Below are 25,623 nucleotides of genomic sequence, written 5' to 3'. Positions count from 1 at the left end.
CCCGCGTGCTCATCCGCGCCGACGGCGCCGACCTGTTCGGGTACGGCGCCAGGGAGGCCGTCGTACGCGCCGCGACCGGGGACCCGGCGGACCGTGCGCCGTTCGGCAGCCCGGTCACCGCGGAGGAGCTCGCGGCGGCACTTGGCCGGGCGCAGATCGACACCGCCGCGGTCGCCGAGGACGAGGTCGGCTGCTCCTCGGCACGCCGAGCGATCGTCGAGATCCTGGCGTTCGCCCATGGTTGGCAGGTCGTCGGTGATCCGAAGGACGGCACCGACCTGCGCCTCCAACCGTGCACTCCGTAGACTCCGTAGACTCACCGCGATCCGCCGCACCCAAAAGACGAGGTACCCCGCACCGTGGCCAAGACCAGCAAGTCCGCGAAGTCGGACCGTCAGAAGGTCATCGACGACATCCGGCGCAAGCAGAAGGGCGCTGAGAAGCGTCAGGGCATGGTGATCGTGGGCATCTGCGTGGTCGTCGCGCTGCTCATCGTCGGCGTCGCGGCCTACAACCCCGTGCGCACCGCCATCGAGAAGGCGCGCTACTCCGGCACCCCCTTGGACGAGATCGGCGCCGGCGCCGAGGTCTGCGGCGAGGTCACCGAGAAGGAGGCCACCGGCAGCGGCGAGCACGTCCCGACGGGGACCCAGGTGACCTACGAAGAGGCGCCCCCGGCGTTCGGCGCGCACTGGAACGAGGCCGGTGTCGCGCCCGACCCCGCGGCCAACCGGTACTACACCGCCGACGGGCGGCCCGAGCTCGAGTCGCTGGTGCACAACCTCGAGCACGGCTACACGATCCTCTGGTACGACGAGAGCATCGCCGACGACTCCTCCCAGGTCGCTGCGATCAAGGCCATCGCCGCGACGCTCGACGAGAACGACACCAACGGCCGCCTCAAGTTCAAGGCCGTTCCGTGGACCGACGAGGACGGCAAGGGCTTCCCGAAGGGTCAGCACGTCGCGTTCACCCACTGGCGCCTCGACGCCGACGCCCAGAAGCAGTACGGCGTGTGGCAGTACTGCAGCGAGCCGAGCGGCGCCGCGCTGGAGAAGTTCATGGACGAGTACCCGTTCACCGACTCCCCTGAGCCCTACGTGCCGTAGGACCCTGCGCGAGCGCGTCCTCGCCGCGTGACGGGCACTACGTCAGGTCCGTGCGGCCCTTCTCCTTCAGGGCGGCGACGATCCCCTTCACGTCCTGGGCCCGCTCTCGCGTGGTGACGAGCAGTGCGTCCGGCGTGTCCACGATGACGACGTCGTCCAGGCCGACTACCGCGACCACGCGCCCCGAGCCGGGGACCACCAGCCCGGTGGCCTGGAGGACGTGCACGACGTCGGCGTCGCCGAGGATCGTGCACTCCTCGTCCTTGCCGAGCAGCTCGGCGAGGGAGTCGAAGTCGCCGACGTCGTCCCAGCCGAAGCCACCGGGCACCGTCACCACGCGACCGGCCGCGGCCGCAGGCTCCGCCACGGCATGGTCGATCGCGATCCGCGGCAGCCTGCCCCAGAGCTCGCCGAGCCGGCCGGGCTCCGCGGCGATCGCGCGCAGGTCTCCGGCGAACTGCGCGTCCTGCTCGGCGAGCAGGTCCAGCAGCACCGTGGGTCGCACCACGAACATGCCCGCGTTCCAGCGGTAGCGCCCCGTCGCGAGGTACTCCTCGGCCACCGGAACCGACGGCTTCTCGACGAACTCCACGACCCGACGTGCCGCCGGGTGCTCGTCGAGGGGCTCGCCCTGGTGGATGTAGCCGAAGGCCGGCGACGCGAAGGTCGGCTCGATGCCGATGGTCACCAGCCAGCCGTCGCGGGCAGCGGCCGCGGCATCGGCGACGGCTCGCGCGAAGAGGTCCTCGTCGGTGATCACGTGGTCGGCGGCGAACGATCCCATCACCTCGGCACCCCGCCGCTCCAGCACCGCGGCCGCGAGGCCGATCGCCGCCATCGAGTCGCGGGCCGTCGGCTCGGCCAGGATGGCGCCGGCGGGCAGGGCGTCGAGCTGCCCGGTGACCGCCTCCCGGTGCGCGTCGCCGGTGACCACGAGGAACCGGTCTCCGACGATCGGGCCCAGCCGGTCGTACGTCTGCTGCAGGAGGCTCCGGCCCGACCCGGTGAGGTCGTGGAGGAACTTCGGCGACGCGGACCGGGACAGCGGCCAGAGCCGGGTGCCGGCTCCGCCCGCGGGGACCACGGCCCAGAAGCCGGGGATCTCAACAGCGACCATGCCGCGCACCCTATCCTCGGCCGCGTGCCCCCACCGTCCGCCACCACCTTCTCCGCCGTCCTCGCCGAGCGGCTACGCCACGACCCGGGCCGACCTCTGGTGACCTACTACGACCACGCCACGGGTGAGCGGGTGGAGCTCTCGGTGACGACCTGGGCGAACTGGGTGGCCAAGGCGGCCTCCCTCCTCGTCGACGAGCTCGACCTCGAGCGCGGTGATCGGATCCGGATCGACCTGCCGCCGCACTGGCTCGGGACGGTGTTCCTCGGCGCCGCCTGGTCCTCGGGCCTGGTCGTGACCGACGAGGACGACGTGGCGGCGGCCGTCTGCGGTCCCGGCACCCTCGGGGAGTGGGCGCCTCGCGCGGCCGAGGTCGTCGTACTCGCTTGCTCGCTGCGCCCCCTGGGGGTGCGCTTCCTCGAGCCGGTGCCGGCCGGCGTGCACGACGTCGGGGTGGAGATCTGGTCCCAGCCGGACGCGTTCGTGCCCTGGGATCCACCCGGTCCCGAGGATCTGGCCGTCACCGTCGGCGGGACGCAGCTGACCCAGGCAGAGCTGTGGAGGGCGGCCGCCGCCGGCACGATGGTCGGCGGCGGCCGCCTCCTGTCGGTCGCGGACCCCGTCATCGAGGTCGCGACCTTCAGCGAGCCGCTCACCCAGGGCGGCTCGCTCGTCCTGGTCGCCCGGGCCGAGCGGCACCATCTCGAGGCGACCTACGTCGCCGAGCGTGCCACCGCTCGCTTCCCTGCCTGAGCGACCAGGACGCGTTCGGACCGGCCCTCAACCAGCCAGGTCGTAGTTCGGTCGGCGGTTCATGGCCATCGGAGCGCCGAAGCCCGACCTCGTCCGCGGGATCAGGAAGAGGGTGGCATCGCTGGCCCGCCGCACGATGACCGACGCGCGTCGGCTGTACGGCCCCATGCCGACGATCCAGTCATAGCCTGCGACGGAGGTGGGCAGCACCCTGCTGCTGGTCCAGCCACCCGGGCCGTTGCCCCGGTACAGGGTGACTCGGCCACCGTTGCGCACGAGGCTGTCCGGCGCACCGTCGCCGTTCCACCGACCGACGCCGACCTGCTGCGAGCCGCGGATACCGCTGTACGCCGCGTAGCTGGCGCCAACGCCGCGCCTCCCACGCCCCGGGTAGATCCGCATGACGCCCTTTCGCTGGCCCATGAGGTCCGGCCAGCCGTCGCCGGTGACGTCACCGACGGCCGACAGCAGCGTGATGTCCGGGATCCCTCCGATCAGCAGGTACGACGGGTGGAACCTGGCGCCCCCCTTGCCCCGGAAGAGGATCAGCCCACCGTCCCCCCGGCGCCGGGCCAGGACGTCGTCGTAGCCGTCGCGGTCCCAGTCGCCGGCCTTGTAGAGCGCCGTGGCCCACGAGATGTCGATCCCGGTGTTGACCCTCCTGGTGATCATCCACCGGCCCTCGCGCTGGGTCAGCGCCTGGATCTCCAGTCGGTTGTCCCTCTTCCTGCGGGTCAGCAGGTCGGCCTCCGCACCGCCGATGTAGTTGCCGAGGATCTCGCGGCCCGCCCAGCCGCGCTGGCCACGCGACGCGAGCGCGCGGATCGTCGGAAGCTGCGCGTAGAGGTACTTGCCCGGGCAGGCCGTCGATCCGGCGTCGCGGTGGCCGTTGATCGCCCGGAACGTCTTCGAGCCCACCCGCTGAGCCGTCGAGGCCGCGTTCACGCCGTGCAGCGACAGCTTCCACGCGAAGAGCGCACCGTACGCGTTCAGCATTGCCGATGACGGCCGCGCCGTCTCGAAGTTGCCGATCGCCGACATGGCGAAGGAGTACTGGTTGTAGCCCGACGTGTGGGCGCCGACGACCGGCCGGTCGACCCCGCCGTACCGGCCTTCCCAGATCCGGCCGAACCTGTCGACCAGGAAGTTGTAGCCGATGTCGCTCCAGCCGCGGGAGCGCACGTGGTAGCTGTAGATGCCACGAATGATCCCCGGGACCTGGTCGGGGGTGTAGTTGTTGGCGTTGACCGTGTGGTGGACGAAGCCGGCGTGCACCTCGTAGAAGCTCAGCGAGCCCTTGTCGCGGATCGCCTCGTTGGCGCCCCACTGCCTCCGCGAGTAGATCTTCGGCCGCGGGGTGTAGGTGCCGGCCTGGAGGTCGAGGTCCTCGCCGTCGGTGCCGGTGTCGCCCTCGGGGGTCTCCGCCTCCGGCTCGACCGTCTCCCCCTCGCGCGCAGCCAGACGGCCGGTGTCGATGGACGGCGTCTGCTTCGCGGTGGCGGTCGCCTCGCCGGGCTGGATGACCGCGAGCTTCATGTCGGAGGGCGCGTTCTGCTTCGTCGCGACCTGCACCTGCACCGCGTCGACCTCCCCCACGAGGATGGGCTCGGTCCCGGGACGAGCGCCCCTCGCCTCCTTGCTCTTCGGGTCCGGGGCGTGCTCGTCGTGGAACTCCGCCTCGGTCCAGCCCGTCCACGCTCCGTGGTTCTTCGTGCGGACGAGGACCTTGATGCCCTCCTCGTCGACCTTGCTGCCCGGGGCCCACGTCACACCGACGGTCCCGTACCCCTCGACCGGGAGCGGGTCGCTGGTGATCGAGCTGCCGCCGCGGACGGCCTTCGCGCTCGCACGGAGGGCCTTCGCGCTCGCGCGGAGGGCCGCCCGGCCGCGGCCCGCGGGAGCGGTGAGCGGGTACTCGTCGACATCGGTCGCGACCGGCTTGGTCGGCACCGTCGACGGGAACTCCGCCGACCGGAGGCCGAGGCCGCCGGGCGCGACGTCGATGGGGTCCGCCGGGCGGACGTCCATGGTCACAGTGCGGGCGGCCGGGGTGAGGACCGCGATCACCACCGCAAGGGCCAGGAGCTGCTGGCACAGGGTCACGAACCGGCTGCGACGCCCGGGATCCGGGGTGTCCGAGGGGTACGGCGGCATGGTCTTGTGCTCCAGACATGTGTGGGGGAAGTAGTCACACGAGTAGCAACTTTCACATGCGCCACAGAGGTCTGGGAAGACCTCATGAGTAACTACAAGTGTGTAATTTCCACTCGACACGCCGGTGCGTGCCCGATTTTCTCCATCGGCACCGATCCGGTCGCAATGAGCAACGCCGCCCCCGCATCAGCGGGGACGGCGTGGATCAGCCGGCGGACCGGCCCTAGATGTCGTTGCCGATCTGCGCGTCGGTCTCCGTGCCCGCTAGGTCGTCTCCGTCGTAGTGGAGGTAGTGGATGCCGGCGTCCGGGTCGCCGTCGAAGCCGAGTCGGCCGTTCTCGAGCACGATCACCCGGTCACACATCCGCTTCACCGAGCCGGGCGAGTGGCTGACATAGAAGAGCGTCCGGCCGCTCTTGCGGATCTCGGTCATCTTCTGGATGCACTTCACCCGGAACGGCTTGTCGCCCACCGCCAGCACCTCGTCGGCGAGGAAGATGTCGGAGTCGACGTGGATCGCCACCGCGAAGCCGAGGCGGGCCTTCTGGCCCGAGGAGTAGTGGCCGACCGGCGCGTCGAGCGTCCGGCCGAGCTCGGCGAACTCGACGATATCGTCGAACTTCCGTTGCAGCTCGCGTTCGCTCATCCCGAGGATCGCGGCGTTGAGCACCAGGTTGTCGCGGCCGGTCAGCTGCGGGTGGAAGCCCGCGCCGGTCGCGATCAGGCCCGCGATCCGCCCCCGGGTGAGCAGGTTGCCCTCGTCGGGTCGCATCACGCCGTTGATCATCTTCAGCAGCGTGCTCTTGCCCGAGCCGTTGAGTCCCATCAGGCCGATGGACTCCCCCTGCTCGACCGTGAACGACACGTCGTCGATGGCCTTGAAGTTCTCACTGGTCTCGTGGCCGCGGACCTTCGCCACCGTGACCTCCTTGAAGGTCCGGTGGTAACGCAGCGTGAACGTCTTGCTGACGTTCTCCAGCACGATCGAGGCGGCCATCTCAGAGACGCTCCGGAATCTTGTTCTCCAGCTTGCTGAAGACGATCTGGGCGATGCCGAGGAGGACCAGGCACGCGCCGAGGGCGAGGAACCCGTTGAGGATCAGGTGGTCCGGCATCACCATCTTGGCCCGCTCCTCCGGCCCATCGGCCGTGCCCACCCAGAACGCGCGCTGGAAGAGCAGGACCGCGTCCGAGAGCGGGTTGAGCAGGTAGTAGTGCGAGAACCTCCCGAACCGCTCCTCGACCATCGAGTAGGGGTAGAGCATCGGCACGCCGAACCGCACGAAGTTGTTGAAGACGTTGACGATGTTGCCGAAGTCGCGGAAGAAGACGTTGGCCGCGCTGAACAGCAGCGCGCCCGCGGTGCCGACCGCCGCGATGATGGCGAGTGCGAGCAGCAGGCAGCCCATGCCGACCAGGTCGGGCATCCAGCCGGTGAGCACGCAGGCGACGGCGAGGATCACGATCTGCGGGACGACGTGGTACAGCGACACCAGCATGGTCGCCACGGGGAACATCTCCCGCGGCATGGCCATCTTCACCACGAGCGCCTTGTTGCGCATGATCGACCGCGTTCCTGCACCGAACGTCTCGGTGAAGAAGTGGACGAGGATCAGGGCCGCGAACAGATGGATCGCGAAGTTCGGGACGTTCGCGTGCAGGTTGAACAGGATCCCGATGACGCCCCAGTAGATGAAGAACTGGGTCAGCGGGTTGATGTAGGACCACAGGATCCCGAGGAACGAGCCCTGGTAGCGAGCGCTGATCTCGCGCTGGACCAGGAGTCGAAGCAGGTAGCGCCTCTGGAAGACCGCGAGCAGGCCGTTGTCGGCGGACGGCGGTTTCAGCGGCGCGTCGGTGACGTGCTCACTCATCCGTGCCCGCGCTCTCGCCGCTCGTCCACGGCGCGAAGGTCTTCTCCCAGGCCTCCGGCGAGGTGATGTCGCCGAGCGCAGCGCGGTACTGCGCGGCCAGCTCGGGCCACTCGCGGCGGTAGCGCGCGTGGATCTCCAGGGTCCGCTTCATCAGGTCCTTGAACTTCTCTTGGTCCCGGATGTAGAGCGCAGCCGAGGAGCCGTCGTTCATCGACACGATCGCGGAGTCGAACTTCGCGATCCGGTACCACTTCGCGTCCATCGCCCGGATCTCCACCTCGGGGTGACGGCGGGACAGCTCGCGCGGCTTCTTCAGCTGCCGGATCGGCGCGAGACCGGCAGTCACGAGCTGGGCCATCCGGCTCGGCACCTCGGTCACGTCCTTGCCCTTCCGCGGCAGCTTCTCCCGGCGGATCGGTGGGAAGTCGTCGGGATCGGCGTGCAGCTGGGCATCGGTGAACTGCTTGCGGAACGCGTTCACCTCGGCCAGGCGGGTCGCCAGCATCCCGTGCAGTGCCTCGGGGCCCGCGAGCACGTCCTCCAGCGCCATCAGCCGCAGCTCTGCGGTGGAGTACTGCATGGAGACCAGATGGGCGATCTGGTGGTTGACGCTCTCGCGGAGCATCCGCCCGCCCCTGGGGTAGTTCGAGTGGAGCAGCGCCGCGACGAACCGGTTCCGGAGGTGGAAGTAGGCCTGCCAGTCGAGCGCGTCGTTCTTGTCGGTCCACGGCACGTGCCAGACGGCCGCCCCGGGGAAGGTGACCGTGGGATACCCGGCCTCCTTGGCCCGCAGCCCGTACTCGGAGTCGTCCCACTTGATGAAGAGCGGCAGCGAGAGGCCGACCTCCGCGATCACCTGTCGTGGGATCAGGCACATGAACCAGCCGTTGAAGTCGACGTCGAGCCGCTTGTGCAGCCACCGCGCCGAGCGCAGGTTGCGGGCGCCGAAGTCCCAGTCGTTGTAGGTGTCCAGCGGCGACATCCACCAGAAGCGCCACGGGTGCACGATCTCGCCGAAGCTGTGCAGCCGGCTCTTGGCGAACAGGCTGAACATGTGACCGCCCACGATCGTGGGCCGGCGCGCCAGGTCGCCGAAGGTGACCGCGCGGATGATGCCCTCGGGCTCGCAGACGACGTCGTCGTCCATCATCATCGCGTAGGTGGCGGTGCCCTTGCGGAGCGACTCGAGCTGACCCCGGGCGTAGCCGCCGGATCCGCCCAGGTTGCCCTGCTCGATGACTCGCAGCTTGCCCTGCAGGCCGGCCTCGGCCGACGCGAAGTAGTCGCTGTCCGCGACCTTCTTCGTGCCCTGCTCCATCACGAAGACGGTGTCGAGGAAGGGCATCAGCTCGGGCGCGCTCAGCTGACCCAGCAGCTGGGCACAGAAGTCGGGCCGGTTCATCGTGGTGATCGCCAGGTCGACCGTGCCGTGCTCGGCGCGGTCGGCGGGCACCTCGGCGGTCCACTCGGCCGACTCGATCGTCACGTCGCCTTGGCCTGCCACGACGTCGTACCAGTACCAGCCGCCGTCCACGAAGGGGGTGAGGCTGAGCTCGAAGGTCAGGGTGGTCGGTCCGTCACCCTCGGTGACGGCACTGTCGACCTTCTGCTGGCGACCGTTGGCCATCGACTTGTTGACGATGACCGTCGCGCCCGCGCCGCGGACGGTCACGGCCAGGGTGACCGCGCTGACGACGGTCCACCGGCGCCAGTAGCTGGCCGCGAAGGCGTTGAAGTAAGTGCCGAAGGACAGCTTCTTCCCCGACGGGATCCGCACCGCGGTGCGCGACAGGAGCTGGTCGGGCCGGACTGCCTTGCCCGTCGAGGCCTTCTGTCGGATGGCCGCGTTGTTGAGCTCCTTGGCCGCTCGCGAGCCGCCGACGACGTACTTGTCCTCGTCGAGGTTCGCCTCCTCGGGGTCGAGGTAGAGCGGGAGGACGTCGACGTCCTTGTCGAGCGGGAGGATCTGTCGCTGGAGGAGGCGGCGCGGCACGCCGCCGGTGGTCGTACTGGTCATTCGTCGACTCCGCCGCTCTTGAGCTCGGCCCCGTCGGCGAAGTGGGGCCTGAGCTTGTTGTCGTACATCGACAGCGCCGATCCGATCGCCATGTGCATGTCGAGGTACTTGTAGGTGCCGAGCCGCCCACCGAAGAGCACCATGGGCTCCTTGTTCGCGAGGTCGCGGTACCGCAACAGCTTCTCGCGGTCCTCGGCGGTGTTGACCGGGTAGTACGGCTCGTCGTCGACCCCCGCGAAGCGGGAGTACTCGTGAACGATCACGGTCTTGCCGGGCAGGTGGGTCTTCACCCGCTCGGGGTGGAAGTGCTTGAACTCGATGATCCGGGTGTAGGGCACGTCCTGGTCGTTGTAGTTGACGACACCCGTCCCCTGGAAGTCGTCGGTCTCGACCACGCTCTCCTCCAGGTCGACCGTGCGCCACGACAGCCGGCCCTCGGAGTTGCCGAAGTACTCGTCGACCGGTCCGGTGTAGACGATCGGGACCCTGCCCTTGAACTCGTCCGCGACGTCGAAGAAGTCGGTCTCGAGCCGGACCTCGATGTTGGGGTGGTCGGCCATGCGCTCCAGCCAGGCCGTGTAGCCGTCGACGGGCAGTCCCTCGTACCTGTCGTTGAACCAGCGGTTGTCGAAGGTGTACCGGACCGGGAGGCGCGTGATGATGTCCGCGCTCAGCTCCCGAGGGTCGGTCTGCCACTGCTTGGCTGTGTAGCCCTTGATGAACGCCTCGTAGAGCGGCCGGCCGATCAGGCTGATGGCCTTCTCCTCGAGATTGCTCGCCTGGTCGGTCGCGATCTCGCTGGACTGCTCGGCGATCAGCGCCCGGGCCTCGTCCGGCGTGTGGGACCGACCGAAGAACTGGTTGATCAGCCCGAGGTTCATCGGCAGCGAGTAGACCTGCCCCTGGTACTTGCCGAAGACGCGGTGCTTGTAGTCGGTGAAGCTGGTGAATCGGTTGACGTACTCCCAGACCCGCTCGTTGCTGGTGTGGAACAGGTGCGCGCCGTACTTGTGCACCTCGACGCCCGTCTCCGGCTCACGCTCACTGTAGGCGTTGCCGCCGATGTGGGACCGCCGGTCGATGACCAGGACCTTGAGCCCCAGGTCGGCAGCGCAGCGCTCAGCGATGGTCAGGCCGAAGAAGCCGGCGCCGACGACCAGGATGTCGGGATCCGACGAATGCGGCTGAGGAGGGTTCGACACGATCGGTCAGTCTACGGATGCCGTGGGAACCCGCCGCATCCGACGCGCGTCGCGAAGCCCACGGGTGACGTTCCGCACCTCCGCGCGACCGCCGCGCAACGGGCTCGTCAGGATGACCGCCACCACGATCAGCCAGGGCTTGAGCCGGACCAGCGGGTTCTCGCCGTACCGGAAGTGGACCGCGAAGAGGTTGCGGTACATGTAGTACCCCTTCCAGCCCGCAAGGTCGTGCTGCTGGTCGAAGTCGAGCTGCCGGACGAGCACCGCGTCCCGGACGGCGCGGATCCTGTAGCCGGCGCGCCGCGCGCGGATCGCGAAGTCCACGTCGTCGTAGAAGATGAAGTACGACGGGTCCGGGAGGCCGATCCGCTCGATCACGTCACGCCGGACGAGGAAGCCCTCGAACGCGACGTTCTCCACCTCCACCGTGGCCGGCATCGCTGCCCGGGTCGCGTACGTCGACTCGACGCTGGCCCGCTTGGGCGCGACGGCCAGCGGGTTGCGGAGGTCGAAGCGGACCGCCGCCTTCTCGACCAGCGCGCCGGCCCGATCCTCGCGGACGGCGACCAGGCAGGACCCGTCGGCCTCGAGCAGCCTGGCCAGGCAGTCGGGCGCCGGGATCACGTCGTCGTCCATCAGCCACATCACGTCGTGGCCGCGCTGGTAGGCCGTCTTGAGCCCGAGATGGAAGCCGCCGGCACCACCGAGGTTCTCCGTGGTGCGGATCGTCGCGAGCCCGGGCAGGGTGGACGCGGCAAGCACGTCCGGCGTGTGGTCGGTGCTGGCGTTGTCCACCACGTAGACCGCGTCGGGGGCGCGGTCGAGGGCCGCGAGGCCGGCGAGCATCTTCTCGAGCAGGTCGGCCCGGTTGTAGGTGACCACGACGACGGCGACGGACTCGGCGCTCACCGCAGGTACCGCCGGTGGCCGGTGAAGTCGCCGCGGAGCCCGGCTGCCGCGGCACGGACGCTCAGCGGGATCCGCGTGGGCTGCGGCTTGGTGAACGTGTAGAACCAGGTGGTCTTGAGCCAGAACAGCAGCACGTGGGCCCAGCCGCGGTAGGCGCGCAGGTTGAGGGTGTTGTTGCGTGCCATGCAGTAGTGCTTGAGATCGCTCGCGGTGTGGTTGTAGGTCGTCCGCCCGAACATCATCGGTGTGCCGAGGTCGTCCGTGGCGGGGTGCAGGAAGTGGGCATCGACGACGGTGGCGATGCGGGCGCCCGCCCTCGCGGAGCGCCACAGGTACTCCACGTCGTCGCCCCAGATGAAGAACTCCTCACGGGGCAGCCCGATCCGCTCGACCAGGTCCCGGGTGACCAGGACCCCGTTGAACGGGATCACCACGCCCTCGATCAGCCCGTCTCGCGCGGCGGCCTCGACGTCGGCCATCGCGTGCACCACCGCGGTGCCGCCGGGGAGCCGGATCGGGAAGCAGAGCCTGCTCGGGTCCTGCTCGGCGAGCACGGCCGGGCCGCAGAACTCGAGCGAGTCCCGCTCGACCCGCTCCAGCAGCAGGTCGAGGCAGTCGGGCGCCGGGAGTCCGTCGTCGTCCATCAGCCAGACCAGGTCGGCGCCGTCGCGGACCGCGCACTCCAGACCGTGGTGGAAGCCGCCCGCGCCACCGGTGTTGGTCGGCAGCGACTCGCGCACCACGGGCGGGGCCGGTACCGGGGCGTCGGCGGAGGAGGCCTCCAGACCGGCGAGCCACTCCCCCGTCCCGTCGGTCGAGGCGTTGTCGACGACGAGGATCCGCTCGAGTCCCGCCGTCTCCTGCAGCCGCGGAATCAGGCGCTGCAGCATCGGCAACCGGTTGAAGGTCACCACGACCGCCTGTACACGCACGCCGTGAACCCTACTGACCGCGGTGGCCGACCCCTCGGACGCGGGCCACGACGACCCGCCGGGCACCAGGGCGGGCGCCGTCAGCCGGCGTGGCGCTCGGCCGCCTCCGCGGTGACCGACGCAGAGGTCGGGAGGTCCAGCTCGGCCCGGCAGTCCGGGCACGCCTCGGGATCGACTCCTACGTGGAGGACAGCGTCCCTCGACCAGTGGTAGTTCGCGCGGGTCATCACATCGCTCCGACCGTTCCGGTGCCGGCCCAGCCGGCTCAGTTGCAACCTAGCGGGTCGCGCGGCACGGGGCTGGCTGATTCCTTTCGCGCCCCGCCGCGGCGCCGTAGGTTGGACGGCATGCGCGTCGCTGTCGTCGGGGGCCACGGGAAGATCGCGCGGCTGCTGCACCCCCTCCTGGTCGAGGCCGGCCACCAGCCGGTGGCCCTGGTCCGCAGGGAGGAGTACCGGGCCGAGCTCGAGCAGGCAGGCGCCGAGGTGCGGCTGCTGGACGTCGAGCGATCAGACGCCGCTGCGTTCGCGGAGGCGTTCGAGGGATGTGACGTGGTGGTGTTCAGCGCGGGCGGCGGGCCGGACGGTAATGCCGAGCGCAAGCGCACCGTGGACCTCGAGGGGTCGCTGAAGTCGATCGAGGCCGCTCGGACGCGTGGGATCCGCCGGCTCGTCCAGGTGTCGGCGATCAACGTGGACGACCCGCTGCCGCCGGATACCGAGCAGGTGTGGGCGGCCTACGTCACCGCCAAGCGGGACGCCGACGTCGCGCTGCGGCGCAGCGACCTGGACTGGACGATCATCCGACCGGGCCGGCTGACCGACGACCCGGCGACCGGACTGGTCGCCCTGGGCCCGGACATCGCCCGGGGCGAGGTCACCCGGGGCGACGTTGCCGCGGTCATCGCCGCCGTCGTGGACCGCGGGGACACCGTCGGCAACCAGTGGAACCTGGTCGGCGGCGACCTGCCGGTCTCCGACGCGCTCGACCTGGCGGTCAGCCGGTGATCAGGATTCGACGCCGGCCACAGCCGCAGGCCTGGTAGACCACCAGGCCCTCGCTGGTCGTGTGGACTGAGTCGGTGTGCCAGAGGTGCTGGTGGTCGGTCATGCCGACAGCGTGATGTAATGCCTTTGTGCAACTCAACCCTTACGGCGAGTACGCCGTCCTGCTCGCCGCGGATCTCGCCAACCGCCGGCCGCGGACGGCCGAGGAGCTGCTCGACCGGTGCTCCGCCGCAGGGGTGACCTTCGAGACGGGAACCGGCACTCCGGACCTCGTCGAGGTGCTGGAGTTCCTGGACCGCTGGGGCGAGGTCGTCGACGCGGCCGACGACGACCAGCGCGCCGGACTCCTCAACCGGCTGCTCGCGGACGCGACCGCCCATCCCCGGCTCACCAACCACGTGGGCGACGGCTGGCACCTGCACTACCGGGAGGTGGAGATCACCTACGCGCACAAGCTCCGCGCGCTGATCAGCACCGGGACCGCTCTGCACCTCGTCGGCCGCGGCATGCACCGCCTCGGGCGCTGCGCGGCGGACGGCTGCACCCAGGTCTACGCCGACGTCTCGCGCAACGGCAGGCAACGCTACTGCTCTCCCGCCTGCGCCAACCGGGACGCCGTACGACGTCACCGGGCGCGGGCCTCCTAGGCGGCCGACCCGGGAAGCGCGGAGGGGAGCCCTCGCCGGTAGAGGTCCAGGACGTCGTCGGTGCTGCTCAGAGCCTCGACCACGGTGGCGTCGGGAGTGACGTGGACGGTGGGGTAGTCCACTTCGCCGGCGGCCGAGCTGACGGGCCAGGCGAGTCGTTCCTGCTCGAGCGAGAACTGCGCGTCCACGCCCGGCTTGTTCCCTCTCGGGTCCTGGCGGTACCAGGCTCCGTCGAGGTGAAGCGCGACGAGCCCGTGAAGGGCGTGTCCGCCGGTGGCCGGGTCTGCCAGCCGCTGGTAGCACAGCCCGGCGGGGATGCCCTCGGCCCTCAGCAGCGCGGTCAGGAGATGCGCCTTCGCGTAACAGAGTCCGACGCCCTCGCGCAGCACCTCGCTGGCGGTGACGGTGACCCGTGAGTCCTGCGCATCGAAGGAGTGGGCGACCTTGTCCCGGACCCACTCGAAGGCGGCGCGGGCATAGTCGGTCTCCGCCGGGTGGGCTGCTCTGAGCTCAGCAGCCAACGCGAGCACGGCAGGGTGGGTGGCCTCGATGACGTCGTCCGCCTGGAGGTAGTGCTCGGGCTCTTGGGCGATGAGGTCCACGGGCGTGAGGGTAGATCAGCCGACCTTCGAGAACGACGAAGACCCCACGAGGGCCTGAGCCCTGTGGGGTCAACGTGTGAAGCGTGGAGCTGCGGGGAATCGAACCCCGGTCCTCGAGCGTCGAACCAGGTCTTCTCCGGGTGCAGTCAGTGATGTCGTCTTTCTCGGCCCCGGCGCTCGCACTGACACGTCGCCGACAGGCCCAGCCGGGTTTGAGTCCCGCGTCATCCTCCCGGCGAGAGTGACGCAGCAAGTCTCCTAGATGACGCCAGGATCAGGGACGGAGACGGATGCCCTGTCTGACGCTTCGATCACTGCTCAGGCAGCGAGAGCGAAGGAACTGCGATTAGTGTCGGCAGTTATTGGTTTCCAGCGATCGTTTACGAGATGACGCTGGCTTCTCGACCCGCTTCCCCTGGAACTAACGTCCCAAGTCGAAACCGATCAGCCCCTCTTGATTTGTCAACGTCCTCGACCGCTCGAACGAGCGAGCTCTCGCGGCCAGAGGACAGTCTACGTGGTGTAACCGCCGAGGGGCCTCCGGATATTCCGGAGACCCCTCGCCGCCGCGCTTCTGCCGGCGAACGTGCTCAGAGGCCGAACTGCTCCAGCCACTCAGCGACGCCCTCGATGTCGACGCGCTGGTAGCCGTCGATGTACCGGCAGTTCGACGTGTAGCCGTAGGAGGTCACTCCCACGATCTCCCCGTCCAGGATCAGCGGGCCGCCGGAGTCACCGAAGCAGGTGCCGCCACTGCCGAACGGGTCGTTCTCGTTGCCGTTGGTCTGGATGATCTGAGGCGTGATCTTCTGCCCGGGCATGTCGACGTAGCGCCGGATGATCGGGTAGCTCATGGGCGTCGGCTTCTGGGGACCGCTCTCGGCCTTCCGCACCTCCGTGCCGTACCCGACCGCGGTGAAGATGGTGCTCCTCGGCTGCTTGATCGCGTCGGCGGTGCCCACCTCCGCGAGGCTCGCCGGAGCGATGTCGGTGACCGGCTCGTCGAGGACGACCACGCCGACGTCGTACCAGTTGTCCATGTCGGTGAAGTTGCTGTACTCGGGGTGGGTCACCGCAGTGCCGGAGTGGTACCCGGCGGCGGCGAGCTCGGCGCTGGTGTAGCCAGCCGAGGGGTCGGCCGCGACCGGCAGCGGAGACGGGGGCTCCTCGGCGACGACGCTGTCGAAGGTGACCGCGGTCTTCCCGAGTGTTCCGTCGGTGCAGTGCGCGGCCGTCAGCAGCACGGTCGGGCTGACCAGCGCGGCCGAGCACCGGTAGCGCCCGGTGCTGTCGTAGAAGGCGATGAGGCCGACGTTGGGATGCAGCTCCCCGTCCGGCGTGCCGCCGGTGCTCGCCGACGCGGGAGCGACGAGACCGAGACTGAGAAGGATGGCCGCTGCCACCGCGATGACACGAGCGCGCATGTGTTCCTCCGAGATGTGATGGGAGGCCTAGTTCAACATCCCGGTCCCGTCGCCGGAAGGTCCGTACGGTCACGAATCGGTTTCGGCAGGCCCCAGCAGTCGGTCGGCGTTGTGCCAGCAGACGTCGCGAAGCCAGTCGTCGCCGAGCCCCAGGTCGGCGACGCAGTCCAGCTGCCGACGGTAGGGGAACGGCAGCGTCGGGAAGTCCGACCCCCACAGCACCCGGTGCTGCAGGTCGCGCAGCCGCGGGACGAGCCCTGGCGGATACCTACCGTGCGGGCCATCGGCGAAGAAGTCGGTGAACGCCATCGAGGTGTCGAGATGGACGCCCTCGTACTTCTCCGCCAGAGTGAGGAACTCGGCGCACTCGGGCGATCCCATGTGGGCGATGACGAGTCGGAGTCGAGGGAACCGCGCGAGCAGGCGGGCGGTCGAGTCCGGACCCGTGTACGGCGTCCCCACCGGGCCCGATCCGGCGTGGACGACGACCGGTGTGCCCGCCTCGGCGAGAGGCCCCCAGACCGGCTCCAGCAGCGGGTCGTCGAGGTGGAACGAACCCACCTGCAGGTGGAGCTTGAACACGCGCACGCCCTCCGCGATCAGCGCCGGGACGTAGGTGACCGCATCCGCCTCGGGGTAGAACGTGGCCGAGGGCAGCGCCTCAGGCACCTGGGCGGCGAAGTCACGCGACCAGTCGTTGAGGAACCCGGCCACGCCGGGCTTGTGGGCGTACGGCAGGGTCGGGAACCGCCGGATGCCGGCATCGCGGAGGAAGTCGAGTCGCTCCGCCGCGGTGCCGCGATAGCGGATGGGCCAGGGCCGGCCGATCAGCTCGCCGGCGGTGTCGAACTCACGCCAGACCGCGCGCTCGATCGGCGGCGGGAGGAAGTGGACGTGCAGGTCCGCCAGGCCGGGCAGGCCGAGGTGCTGCCAGAAGGCGCGTACCTGCGCGGCCTCAGTCACGCATGCCCTTCAGGCGGCGGCCGAGCTCGGTCTGCTTCTCCCGGTCGGCCTCGCGCTCGGCGATGGACTGGCGCTTGTCCCAGGTCTTCTTGCCCTTCGCCACGCCGATCTCGATCTTCGCCCGTCCCTTGACGAAGTACAGCGACAGCGGGATCACGGTGTGCCCCTTCTCGGTGACCTTGCGCTCGATCTTGTCGATCTCGGCGCGGTTGAGGAGGAGCTTGCGCTTGCGGCGGGCAGCGTGGTTGGTCCACGTGCCCTGCGTGTACTCGGGAATGTGGACGTTGAGCAGCCAGGCCTCGCCACCATCGATGTCGACGAAGCCGTCGACCAGGCTTGCGCGGCCCTGGCGCAGCGACTTCACCTCGGTGCCCTGCAGCACCAGGCCGGCCTCGAAGGTCTCCTCGATGTGGTAGTCGTGGCGTGCCTTCTTGTTGGACGCGACCAGCTTGCGCTCGGCGCCGCCGTCCTCCGCGCCCGACTTCTTGGCCATGGGTCCATTCTCGCAGCCTCGAGCAACAGACTTTGCGGTGCCTACGGTCAGCAGCGGCGCCGGAGTCGTCGGCATCCCGCTGCCCGTCCTGCGCCGAGGACGCGCCCGGTCGACCTAGAGGTACCGCTCCGGATCGACCGGCTCGCCGTTCCTCAGGACCGTGAAGTGCAGGTGGCAACCGGTGGACCAGCCCGTGGTGCCGGAGTAGCCGACCACGGCACCGCGGCGCACCCGGGCGCCGTCGCCCACCCGGTAGCTGCTCAGGTGGTTGTAGACCAGGGTGATCGAGGCTCCGTTGACCTTGCCGATCGCGAGGTAGAGCCGATTGCCGTACACCTCGTCGTAGTAGGTGCTGATCACGGTGCCCGCCTCGCCGGCCCACAGCTGGGCGCCGCAGCCGGTGCCGAAGTCGGTGCCGTTGTGCAGGCCGTAGTAGCCGTAGATCGGGTGCCGCCGGTAGCCGTAGGGCGAGGTGATCGGGCCCGGCCCCGGCCGCGCCAGCAGGCCGTTCGTCGAGCCGTTGTAGCTGCCGCGCTGCTTACGGGACAGAGCCACGATCCTCGCCTTGATCCGCCGCTCCCGCTGCTCCAGGCGGCGCAGCGCCGCACGGTCGGCGGCCCGCGCCCGGATCACGGCCCGGCGAGCGTTGGCCGTCGTGACCACCAGCCGCTCGACCCGGGCCTTCGAGCTCTTCGCGCGCTGCACCAGACGGGTGATCGTCATGACGTTCGAGTCGGCGGCACGCTTCGCCGCCGCGACCGCGTCCCTGGCCGCCTCGACCTCCGCCTCGTGCTCCTCCATCGCCGCCTCGGCGGCGACGAACTCGTCGAGCACCTGATCGGAGCGGCCCACTGCCACGTCGTAGGCGGTCCTGCTGAGCATGATCTCCTTGAGCGACCCGCTGCGGGCGTACGACGCCAGCAGCGCCAGCCGCTGATCGCCACCGGTGGCGATGCCGATGACCGTGTCGCGGGTGAGATCACGCTGGAGGGCGACCTCCTTGCGGGCCTCCTCCAGCTCGGCCCTCGCCAGGACCAGCCGCGTCTGTGCGGCGTCCAGCTTCGTGGCCAGGCTGTTCGCCGTGCGGCGGGCGGTACCGAGCTCGACCCGCACCGTGCGGAGTCTCGTGCGGGCACTGCGCAGATCGGCCCTGGTGCGATCGAGCCTGCGGGCGATCTGCGCGACCCGCCGGCTGGCCTCGTGGATCTCGTCCTTGACGTTCGCGATCTTGCCCTGGACCTGGTTCTGCCGGTCCTTCAGGTCGTCCCTGTCCTCGGCGTTCGCCAGCGGGACGGCGAGCCCTGCGACGGCGATCACGACGGCGATACCGGTCACCAGCCACTGCGGATGGGCCCACGCAGGCAGTCGGGCGGGCAGTCGGGTCCGGATACGGCTCAACCAGGGGGCGCTGGGGAAGAAGCGCACAAGTCTGACCTTCGGTGTTCGGGGAAGTGAACGGGTCGACCGTAACCGCCGGTGCTCAGACTTTGATGTATTTGCGGGTCAGCAGGAGTGTCGGGACGAGGGTCAGCGCGAGACCGACGTAGGCGATGCCCGGTGGCTGGAGGCCGACGATCGCGTGCTGGTAGTCGGTCCACTCGATCCACGGGAGGAACGAGACGTTCTCGGCCAGCCCGCGCTGGACCCCCCAGAACTGGAACGCCGCCAGTGCGCCCGCCGCCAGGGCGACGCCGACGACCGCAGTGACGATCGCCTCCAGCAGGAACGGCACTGAGATGTAGAGCGTCGACGCGCCGACCAGTCGCATGATCCCGATCTCGCGACGGCGAGCGAGAGCGGCCAGCCGGATGGTGTTGGCGACCTGCAGGAGGGCGGCGAGCAGCAGCGCGCCCGAAGCGATCCACGAGCCGAACTTGAGGACTTTCATGATCCCGAAGATCTGGCTGAGGGCGGCCCGCTCGTCGATGATGCCGGAGACGCCGTCCAGGCCCTGGACGGCGCTGATGATCCCGTCGGCCCGGTTCGGGTCCTTCAGCGTGACCCAGTAGGCGCCCGGCCAGTTCTCGACCGTCACGACCGGGTTCTCGCCCTCGAAGACGACGTCGGGCAGGGTCTTCTTGGCCTTCTCGAAGCCCTCTTCCTTGGTCTGGTAGTCGAACGAACGGACCTCGTCGTTGCCGGCGATCTCCTGCTCGATCCGGGCCCGCTGCTCCTCGGTGACCTCCCCCCCCGCGCAGTTGGGGCTGTTGGACGGGTCGTTGTCGGTGCACAGGTTGACCCGGATCTGGAGCTGGGTGCCGAGGTACTCGGCGGTCAGGTTGGCCTCGCGCTGGACGAGCGCGCCGCACCCGGCGAGGGTCAGGGAGACGAACAACGTGAGGATGACCGAGAGGTGCATCGACAGGTTGCGGCGCAGACCCGTCCGGAGCTCACTGAAGACATAACGCAGCTGCATGAAACGAAGCTCTCCTGGATCAGTGCCGGAAGCCGTAGCTACCGGCTGCCTCGTCGCGGATGACCTTGCCGTGCTCGAGCTCGATCACGCGCTTGCGGAACTGGTCGACGATGCCGTGGTCGTGGGTGGCCATCACCACCGTGGTGCCGGTCTGGTTGATGTCGCCCAGCAGGTTCATGATCCCCACCGAGGTGGAGGGGTCGAGGTTGCCCGTCGGCTCGTCCGCGATCAGGATCATCGGCCGGTTGACGAACGCGCGGGCGATCGCGACCCGCTGCTGCTCACCACCGGAGAGCTCGTCGGGCATCCGGTCGCCCTTGTCCTTCAGGCCCACGAGCTCGAGGGTGTCCGGAACGACCTTGTTGATGTCGCGGCGGGATCGGCCGATCACCTGCAGCGCGAAAGCGACGTTCTCGGCGACGCTCTTGTTGGGGAGCAGCCGGAAGTCCTGGAAGACGGTCCCGATCTGGCGGCGCAGCCGGGGCACCTTCCACCCGGCCATCCGGTTGATCTCCTTGCCGGCGACGTAGACCCGGCCCGTGGTCGGCCGCAGCTCGCGCAGGACCAGACGAAGGGCAGTCGACTTGCCGGAGCCGGAGGTGCCGACGAGGTAGACGAACTCGCCCTTGTCGATGTCGAGCGTGACCTGGTCGAGCGCTGGCGTGCCCGGGCCCGGGTACCGCTTGGTGACCTTCTCGAAGCGAATCACTGGGAAGACGGTACGCGACGTGCCCGCTCGCGCCACGCAGGGACCGGACTCCGGAGCGTCGAGATGCGCGGGGTCACCGATCGACGGTCCGCGCGGCGCGCCCCACTAGGGTGTCGGGGTGCCGACGGTCCTGCGTGCGCTGCTTCTCTCGGCAGTGCTCACCCTCGTGCCGATCGGGGTCGGTGTGATGGTCGCCGACGACAGCCCACCCGAGCCACCACCGGTCGCCGCCTACGAGGGCACCCCGCTGGCCGACTTCGACACGAGCACGGCCCTCGTGCAGCGGTCACCGTTCTGCGACCGGGTCCCCCCGGAGGCGGTCCGGGAGGCCCTGGGGGGCGACGGAGAGCTCGCGGCATACGGCAACGGCGAGTCGACCGCGGCACTGCCCGGCGGCACCGACGTCGCGCACGAGTACGGCTGCGTCTTCTCCGGCGCGGGCGGCGCCGAGGCGCGCGGCTGGCTGTTCGTGCCGCCGGTCACCCTCGCGGAGGCCCGCGGGCTGGTGCGCACCGTGGTCACCCGCGGCTGCACGGCCCAGGCCGGCGCGGCGGCGTACGGCGACCCTTCGGTCGCGGTGGTGTGCACCAGCAAGAACAGCTCCACCGCGTCCTTCCGTGGCCTCTTCGGCGACGCCTGGCTGGCGTGCAGCCTCACGGTGCGCGAGAGCGTCCCCGCCGAGCAGCTGCTGGAGACCACGGGCCGCTGGTGCGTGGCGGTGATCCAGGCGGCGTCTCCGACCGCCTCCTGAACACCTCAGGTCCGACCCGATGCCGCCGATCGGGAGGGCATGCTCGGGATACTGCGCCTGATGGCCTTCGTTCTCGCGGGATTGGCGGTCGGCGCCGTCGGCCTCGCCATCCCCGCGTCGGCCGAGGACCCCACGCCGGCGCCGGGGCTGACGTCCGAGGCGGAGCGGCTCGCGGAGCACGCCGAGGAAGACCCCGAGCTGCACTTCGCCGACGACGGCACCGTGTTCGCGGCCGACATGTGGCACCAGGTGCCCGAGGCGACGGACCCGGCGGGCGACGACGGCACCGAGCTTGCCTACTCCGAGACGGTGGCGTCGTACTCGCTGGCGGAGACGTTCCGGCTGCACAGCCGTCCCGGCGCCTCGCGCACCGTCTACCTCGACTTCAACGGTGGCAGCCTGATCTCGACCAACGCCTGGCTCAAGGAGGGTCTGCGGAGCGAGGTCTACCCGGGCTGGTCGACCGACGGCTCCGCGGCGTTCTCCGATGGGGAGCGCACCGCGATCCAGGAGGTCTGGGCGCGAGTGGCGGAGGACTTCGCGCCCTTCGACATCGACGTCACCACCGAACAGCCCGCCGAGGGCGCGCTCTGGCGCTCCTCCTACAGCGACATGGTCTACGGGACGCGCGTCGCGTTCACCTCCGGCTCGACGGTGCAGAACGACCTCTGCGGCGGCGGCTGCGGTGGCGTCGCGTGGGTCGGCACCTTCGACTGGGTCACCCAGGGCGAGGTCCGGAGCCCCGCGTGGGTCTTCCCCTCAGCGCTCGGGGACCGACCCAAGAACCTCGCCGAGGCGGCCGCGCACGAGGTCGGTCACAATCTCGGCCTCACCCACGACGGCACCACGACCAGCGGATACTACGCCGGCGGATCCCTGTGGGGACCGATCATGGGCAGCCCCTACTCCTCCGGTGTCACGCAGTGGTCGCGCGGCGAGTACACGGGTGCCAACAACCACGAGGACGACTTCGCGGTGATGGCCGCCAACGGCGCACCGGCCCGGCCGGACGAAGCCGGCGGCTCGAGCTGGACGGCGGTCTCGCTGTCGACCCTGGCCGGCGGCACCGGCGTGCTGAGCAGTCGGACCGACCAGGACTGGTTCACCCTCACGGGCTGCACCGGCACCGTGGCGGCGAAGGCGACCCCGGCGGCGGTCGGGCCGAACGCCGACCTCCGCCTCCAGGTGCTCGACGCGACGGGGACGCCGCTGGCATCGAACGCACCCGCGACCTCCCGGCTCCCCGGCGGCTCGGTCACCGGGCTCTCGGCATCCCTGACCCTCTCCCTCAGCGGCGGGCCCTACTACGTCGCCGTCTCCGGCGCCGGTTCCGGAGAGGACGGCGTCGCCGGCTGGTCGACCGGTGGGTACGGCTCCTACGGCAGCGTCGGCACCTACCGACTGAGCGTCACCGGATGCGGCGGCAGCGAGCAGCCCGTCATCAAGGACCTGCGGCCCGAGGACCCGGCCGCAGAGCAGCCGGACCCGCAGCCGAAGGTCTACGCCCCCAGCGCTCCCCCGCGACCCCGGGTCGCCCCCGGCGCCCGCGGCGGTGCGAAGACGATCCGGGTCCGCTGGTACCCGCCGAGCAGCACGGGCGGCGCTCGGGTCAACGGCTACGTGCTCCAGGCCTACCGGCTCAACTCCCGAGGGAGGGTTGTCGAGCGGCGCGCGACGGGCGTCCGGTCGGCGAGCGCTCGTCGCATCGAGTGGCGACTGCCCCGAGGACGCTGGGTGGTGCGGGTGAAGGCCCGTAACCAGGCCGGCTGGAGCGCGCTCAGCCCCCGGTCCCTGCGGGTCGCACCGCGCTGACCGGCGTCAGTTCTCCTCGGACCGGTCGGCACCCCGGCGCCACCGGATGCCGGCCTCGAGGAAGCCGTCGATCTCGCCGTCGAACACGGCCTGGGGGTTGCCGACCTCGAAGCCGGTCCGCAGGTCCTTCACGATCTGGTACGGGTTCAGGACGTAGTTGCGCATCTGGTCGCCCCAGCTCGCCTGCACGTCGCCCTTGAGGTCCTTGAGCTGCGCGGCCTCCTCGGCCTTCTTCAGCGCGAGGAGCTTGGCCTTGAGCACGACCATGGCGCTGGCCTTGTTCTGCAGCTGGCTCTTCTCGTTCTGGCAGCTCACCACGACGCCGGTGGGGATGTGCGTCAGCCGGACGGCGGAGTCGGTGGTGTTCACCGACTGGCCCCCCGGGCCGCCGGAGCGGTACACGTCGACCCTGATGTCCTCGTCGGGGACCTCGATCTCGTCGGTCTGCTCCAGCACCGGCACCACCTCGACGGCCGCGAACGACGTCTGGCGGCGACCCTGGTTGTCGAACGGACTGATCCGGACCAGTCGGTGCGTGCCGGCCTCGACCGACAGGGTGCCGAAGGCGTAGGGCGCGTGGATGGCGAAGGTCGCCGACTTCAGGCCGGCCTCCTCGGCGTAGGAGGTCTCGAAGACCTCGACGGGGTACTTGTTGCGCTCGGCCCAGCGGACGTACATCCGCATCAGGGTCTCGGCGAAGTCCGCCGCGTCCACGCCGCCGGCGCCGGCGCGGATGGTGATCAGCGCCTCGCGCTCGTCGTACTCGCCGTTGAGGAGCGTGCGGACCTCGAGGCCCTCGACCGCCTTCTTGATCTTCGCCAGCTCGGCGTCGGCCTCGGCGAGGACCTCGGCGTCGGCCTCCTCGGCGGCGAGCTCGGCGAGGACCGCGAGGTCGTCGATCCGCTGCTGCAGGGCGTGGAAGCGGTCGACCTGGCCCTGGAGCGAGGAGAGACGACCGGTGACCCGAGTGGCGTTCGCCTGGTCGTCCCACAGGTCGGGCGCCGCGACCTGCACACCGAGCTCGTCGATCTCGCGCTCCATCCTGGGCACGTCGAGGACCTGCTCGATGGTGTGCATCGTCGCGGTCAGCTGCTTGATCTCGGAGTCGTAGTCGGGGCCTGCCACAAGGAGCAAGGCTACGGCCCTCCCGGCGGCACTGCGAAACGCCGCCGACGGCTTGACGGTCCCACCCTCGGGTACCGCCCCCGCATGACCGCCGACACGAGCCGGGCGAGGATGCCCGGCGCCCATGCCAAGACTCCGCGGGAGATCCCGCGGAAGGGCTGGATCCAGATCGTCAAGCGGGCCTGGCGGGAGGCGAAGTCCGACCAGGTCCCGCTGCTGGCGGCCGGTGTGGCGTTCTACTCGTTCCTGGCGATGTTCCCGGCGATGATCGCCGCGGTCATGCTCTACGGCCTGGTGCGCGACCCCGCCGACGTGCAGCGCCAGGTCGACGAGCTCTCCCGGACGCTGCCCTCCGACGCAGCCAGCCTGGTGACCACCCAGCTGGAGGCGATCACCTCCACGTCGTCGAGCTCGCTGGGCCTGGGCCTGCTGATCAGCCTGGCGTTGGCGCTGTGGAGCGCGTCCGGCGGCGTCGGCAACATCATGACCGCGGTCAACATCGCCTACGACGAGGAGGAGACGCGCGGGTTCGTCAAGCGCAAGCTGCTCTCACTCGGGCTGACCCTCGCCGCGATCGTCTTCGTCGTCGTGGCGGTCTCCATGGTGGCGGTCGCGCCGGCCCTGCTCGACAACCTCGTCGACGCGGGCCCGGTGCGGTGGGGGCTGGAGGCGGCACGCTGGATCGGCCTGGTCGTCGCCATGTCCATCGCGCTGGCCGTCCTCTACAAGGTCGCCCCGGACCGGGACGACGCGCAGTTCCGCTGGGTGTCGGTCGGCGCGGTCGTCGCGGTCGTGGTCTGGCTGCTGGCGAGCCTGGGGTTCTCGCTCTACGTCGACAACTTCGGCTCCTACAACAAGACGTACGGCGCCCTGGCCGGTGTCGTGGTCCTGCTGCTGTGGCTGTGGCTGACGATGTACGTCGTCCTGCTGGGCGCGGAGATCAACGCGGAGGCGGAGCAGCAGACCGCCAAGGACACCACGGTCGGCCCGGAGAAGCCGCTCGGGCAGCGCGGTGCCGTGAAGGCCGACAGCCTGCCGGGCGACAAGACGCCGCGGCCCGAGCGGCCGTGAGCCCTCATCCGCCGCGCCCGGCCAGCTCGGCGAACACGACGACGTTGCCGTCGTACTCGTCGGTGTCGTCGTTCCAGTCCCCGCAGGTGATGAGTCGCAGGGTGGCCCGGGCGGTGTTCCCGTAGACGGTCCGCGTCGGGAAGTCCTCCTTGGCGTAGGCACGCACCGCCGTGACCCGGAAGCGGGCGACCCTGCCGTCGGCACGGGTGATCTCGATCCGGGAGCCGGTGGCAAGGTCGCCGAGGCGGTAGAAGACCGCCGGACCCGTCGGCGAGTCCACGTGGCCGGCGAGGACGGCGGGACCGCGCTGACCGGGAGTGGGAGAACCGCCGTACCAGCCGGCGCGCATCGGCTCGGAGGGCACCTCGAGGCTGCCGTCGGCCTCGAGCCCGAGCCGCAGCAGTCGGGTGTGGATCCCGACGGCGGGGATGTCGAGCCGGACGGGCTCCGACCTGGGCATCGCCGGACCGCGTGGCCCGTCGGGGCCGGCGTCGCCGACCGTGCCTCGCTGACCGACCCCGGGCGCGGGAGGCTCG

General features: G+C 70.0%; 25 protein-coding genes, 1 other RNA gene and 1 pseudogene. 8 read left to right on the top strand and 19 right to left on the bottom strand.

Annotated elements, in window-relative coordinates:
- Nucleotides 1-305: pseudogene (locus tag E7Z54_RS23545) on the top strand (hypothetical protein); the annotation flags it as partial.
- A 54-nt stretch (nt 306-359) separates the two neighbouring features.
- Nucleotides 360-1,109, top strand: coding sequence for a DUF3105 domain-containing protein (locus E7Z54_RS20510; RefSeq protein WP_240769813.1), 750 nt, complete (start codon nt 360-362; stop codon nt 1,107-1,109).
- A gap of 37 nt (nt 1,110-1,146) precedes the next feature.
- Here the strand turns inward: E7Z54_RS20510 and E7Z54_RS20505 are convergent, their stop codons facing one another.
- Nucleotides 1,147-2,226, bottom strand: a complete 1,080-nt coding sequence (locus tag E7Z54_RS20505) for a mannose-1-phosphate guanylyltransferase (protein WP_136436595.1) — start codon at nt 2,224-2,226, stop codon at nt 1,147-1,149.
- Nucleotides 2,227-2,250: 24 nt separating this feature from the next.
- Here E7Z54_RS20505 and E7Z54_RS20500 point away from each other — a divergent pair, with 24 nt between their 5' ends.
- A complete protein-coding gene (locus E7Z54_RS20500) occupies nt 2,251-2,979 on the top strand; it encodes a TIGR03089 family protein (protein WP_136436594.1) in 729 nt (242 codons plus the stop codon).
- A 27-nt stretch (nt 2,980-3,006) separates the two neighbouring features.
- Here the strand turns inward: E7Z54_RS20500 and E7Z54_RS20495 are convergent, their stop codons facing one another.
- The 8 genes from E7Z54_RS20495 to E7Z54_RS23540 form a co-directional block, all read right to left on the bottom strand.
- On the bottom strand, nt 3,007-5,133 hold the full coding sequence (locus tag E7Z54_RS20495) for an N-acetylmuramoyl-L-alanine amidase (RefSeq protein WP_136436593.1): 2,127 nt from the start codon (nt 5,131-5,133) through the stop codon (nt 3,007-3,009).
- A gap of 223 nt (nt 5,134-5,356) precedes the next feature.
- Nucleotides 5,357-6,130, bottom strand: a complete 774-nt coding sequence (locus E7Z54_RS20490; RefSeq protein WP_136436592.1) for an ABC transporter ATP-binding protein — start codon at nt 6,128-6,130, stop codon at nt 5,357-5,359.
- Nucleotide 6,131: 1 nt separating this feature from the next.
- A complete protein-coding gene (locus E7Z54_RS20485) occupies nt 6,132-7,007 on the bottom strand; it encodes an ABC transporter permease (protein WP_136436591.1) in 876 nt (291 codons plus the stop codon).
- The gene (locus E7Z54_RS20480) at nt 7,000-9,024 is read right to left on the bottom strand and encodes a glycosyltransferase (protein ID WP_136436590.1); all 2,025 of its coding nucleotides are present in this window, start codon (nt 9,022-9,024) and stop codon (nt 7,000-7,002) included. The genes E7Z54_RS20485 and E7Z54_RS20480 overlap by 8 nt, the downstream gene beginning before the upstream one ends.
- Nucleotides 9,021-10,226, bottom strand: a complete 1,206-nt coding sequence (glf, locus tag E7Z54_RS20475) for a UDP-galactopyranose mutase (RefSeq protein WP_206056432.1) — start codon at nt 10,224-10,226, stop codon at nt 9,021-9,023. The genes E7Z54_RS20480 and glf overlap by 4 nt, the downstream gene beginning before the upstream one ends.
- Nucleotides 10,227-10,232: 6 nt before the next feature.
- Nucleotides 10,233-11,135 (bottom strand): glycosyltransferase family 2 protein, encoded by a 903-nt coding sequence (locus tag E7Z54_RS20470; protein WP_136436588.1) that lies wholly within the window; start codon nt 11,133-11,135, stop codon nt 10,233-10,235.
- The gene (locus E7Z54_RS20465; RefSeq protein ID WP_240769812.1) at nt 11,132-12,067 is read right to left on the bottom strand and encodes a glycosyltransferase family 2 protein; all 936 of its coding nucleotides are present in this window, start codon (nt 12,065-12,067) and stop codon (nt 11,132-11,134) included. Before E7Z54_RS20465 ends, E7Z54_RS20470 begins: the two co-directional genes overlap by 4 nt.
- An 80-nt stretch (nt 12,068-12,147) precedes the next feature.
- Nucleotides 12,148-12,294: a hypothetical protein gene (locus tag E7Z54_RS23540; RefSeq protein WP_168798435.1), complete on the bottom strand. Its 147-nt coding sequence runs from the start codon at nt 12,292-12,294 to the stop codon at nt 12,148-12,150.
- Nucleotides 12,295-12,414: 120 nt separating this feature from the next.
- Here E7Z54_RS23540 and E7Z54_RS20460 point away from each other — a divergent pair, with 120 nt between their 5' ends.
- Together E7Z54_RS20460 and E7Z54_RS20455 are read left to right on the top strand one after the other, a co-directional pair.
- Nucleotides 12,415-13,074 carry an SDR family oxidoreductase gene (locus E7Z54_RS20460; RefSeq protein ID WP_136436587.1) on the top strand — a complete coding sequence of 220 codons (660 nt, stop codon included), beginning with the start codon at nt 12,415-12,417 and terminating at the stop codon, nt 13,072-13,074.
- A 128-nt stretch (nt 13,075-13,202) separates the two neighbouring features.
- Entirely contained in the window at nt 13,203-13,721 is a 519-nt protein-coding gene (locus E7Z54_RS20455; RefSeq protein ID WP_136436586.1) for a CGNR zinc finger domain-containing protein, read from the top strand.
- On the opposite strand, the gene E7Z54_RS20450 is transcribed toward E7Z54_RS20455, so the two are convergent.
- The 8 genes from E7Z54_RS20450 to ftsE form a co-directional block, all read right to left on the bottom strand.
- Complete coding sequence (locus E7Z54_RS20450; protein WP_136436585.1) at nt 13,718-14,323, bottom strand: transglutaminase-like domain-containing protein; 606 nt, start codon at nt 14,321-14,323, stop codon at nt 13,718-13,720. The two genes, E7Z54_RS20455 and E7Z54_RS20450, sit on opposite strands and share 4 nt — an antisense overlap.
- An 81-nt stretch (nt 14,324-14,404) precedes the next feature.
- Nucleotides 14,405-14,775, bottom strand: a transfer-messenger RNA (tmRNA) gene (ssrA, locus tag E7Z54_RS20445).
- A 138-nt stretch (nt 14,776-14,913) separates the two neighbouring features.
- Nucleotides 14,914-15,747 (bottom strand): S1 family peptidase, encoded by an 834-nt coding sequence (locus E7Z54_RS20440; protein ID WP_136436584.1) that lies wholly within the window; start codon nt 15,745-15,747, stop codon nt 14,914-14,916.
- 69 nt (nt 15,748-15,816) lie between these two features.
- Nucleotides 15,817-16,710 (bottom strand): amidohydrolase family protein, encoded by an 894-nt coding sequence (locus E7Z54_RS20435; protein ID WP_136436583.1) that lies wholly within the window; start codon nt 16,708-16,710, stop codon nt 15,817-15,819.
- Entirely contained in the window at nt 16,703-17,203 is a 501-nt protein-coding gene (gene smpB, locus E7Z54_RS20430; RefSeq protein WP_136436582.1) for an SsrA-binding protein SmpB, read from the bottom strand. The genes E7Z54_RS20435 and smpB overlap by 8 nt, the downstream gene beginning before the upstream one ends.
- Nucleotides 17,204-17,317: 114 nt before the next feature.
- Nucleotides 17,318-18,628, bottom strand: a complete 1,311-nt coding sequence (locus E7Z54_RS20425) for a M23 family metallopeptidase (protein ID WP_136436580.1) — start codon at nt 18,626-18,628, stop codon at nt 17,318-17,320.
- Nucleotides 18,629-18,683: 55 nt separating this feature from the next.
- Nucleotides 18,684-19,619, bottom strand: a complete 936-nt coding sequence (gene ftsX, locus E7Z54_RS20420) for a permease-like cell division protein FtsX (protein ID WP_136436579.1) — start codon at nt 19,617-19,619, stop codon at nt 18,684-18,686.
- Between the two features lie 19 nt (nt 19,620-19,638).
- Nucleotides 19,639-20,328 carry a cell division ATP-binding protein FtsE gene (gene ftsE / locus E7Z54_RS20415; protein WP_136436578.1) on the bottom strand — a complete coding sequence of 230 codons (690 nt, stop codon included), beginning with the start codon at nt 20,326-20,328 and terminating at the stop codon, nt 19,639-19,641.
- Nucleotides 20,329-20,446: 118 nt separating this feature from the next.
- Between ftsE and E7Z54_RS20410 the strand changes: the two genes are divergently transcribed.
- A complete protein-coding gene (locus tag E7Z54_RS20410; RefSeq protein ID WP_136436577.1) occupies nt 20,447-21,079 on the top strand; it encodes a hypothetical protein in 633 nt (210 codons plus the stop codon).
- Nucleotides 21,080-21,139: 60 nt separating this feature from the next.
- On the top strand, nt 21,140-22,891 hold the full coding sequence (locus E7Z54_RS20405; protein WP_168798434.1) for a zinc-dependent metalloprotease family protein: 1,752 nt from the start codon (nt 21,140-21,142) through the stop codon (nt 22,889-22,891).
- A gap of 6 nt (nt 22,892-22,897) precedes the next feature.
- Here E7Z54_RS20405 and prfB read toward each other — a convergent pair whose 3' ends face one another.
- Nucleotides 22,898-24,016 (bottom strand): peptide chain release factor 2, encoded by a 1,119-nt coding sequence (gene prfB, locus E7Z54_RS20400; RefSeq protein WP_136436573.1) that lies wholly within the window; start codon nt 24,014-24,016, stop codon nt 22,898-22,900.
- Between the two features lie 84 nt (nt 24,017-24,100).
- Between prfB and E7Z54_RS20395 the strand changes: the two genes are divergently transcribed.
- A complete protein-coding gene (locus E7Z54_RS20395; protein WP_136436571.1) occupies nt 24,101-25,087 on the top strand; it encodes a YihY/virulence factor BrkB family protein in 987 nt (328 codons plus the stop codon).
- A gap of 4 nt (nt 25,088-25,091) precedes the next feature.
- Here E7Z54_RS20395 and E7Z54_RS20390 read toward each other — a convergent pair.
- Nucleotides 25,092-25,623, bottom strand: a 532-nt coding sequence (locus E7Z54_RS20390) for a class F sortase (protein WP_136436570.1), incomplete at its 5' end; no start/stop codon positions are given.

The organism is Nocardioides sp., assembly GCF_004803405.1.
GTDB lineage: Bacteria > Actinomycetota > Actinomycetes > Propionibacteriales > Nocardioidaceae > Nocardioides > Nocardioides vastitatis.
The sequence above is the reverse complement of the archived record's forward strand: the minus strand, read 5'-3'. Positions and strand labels throughout refer to the sequence as shown.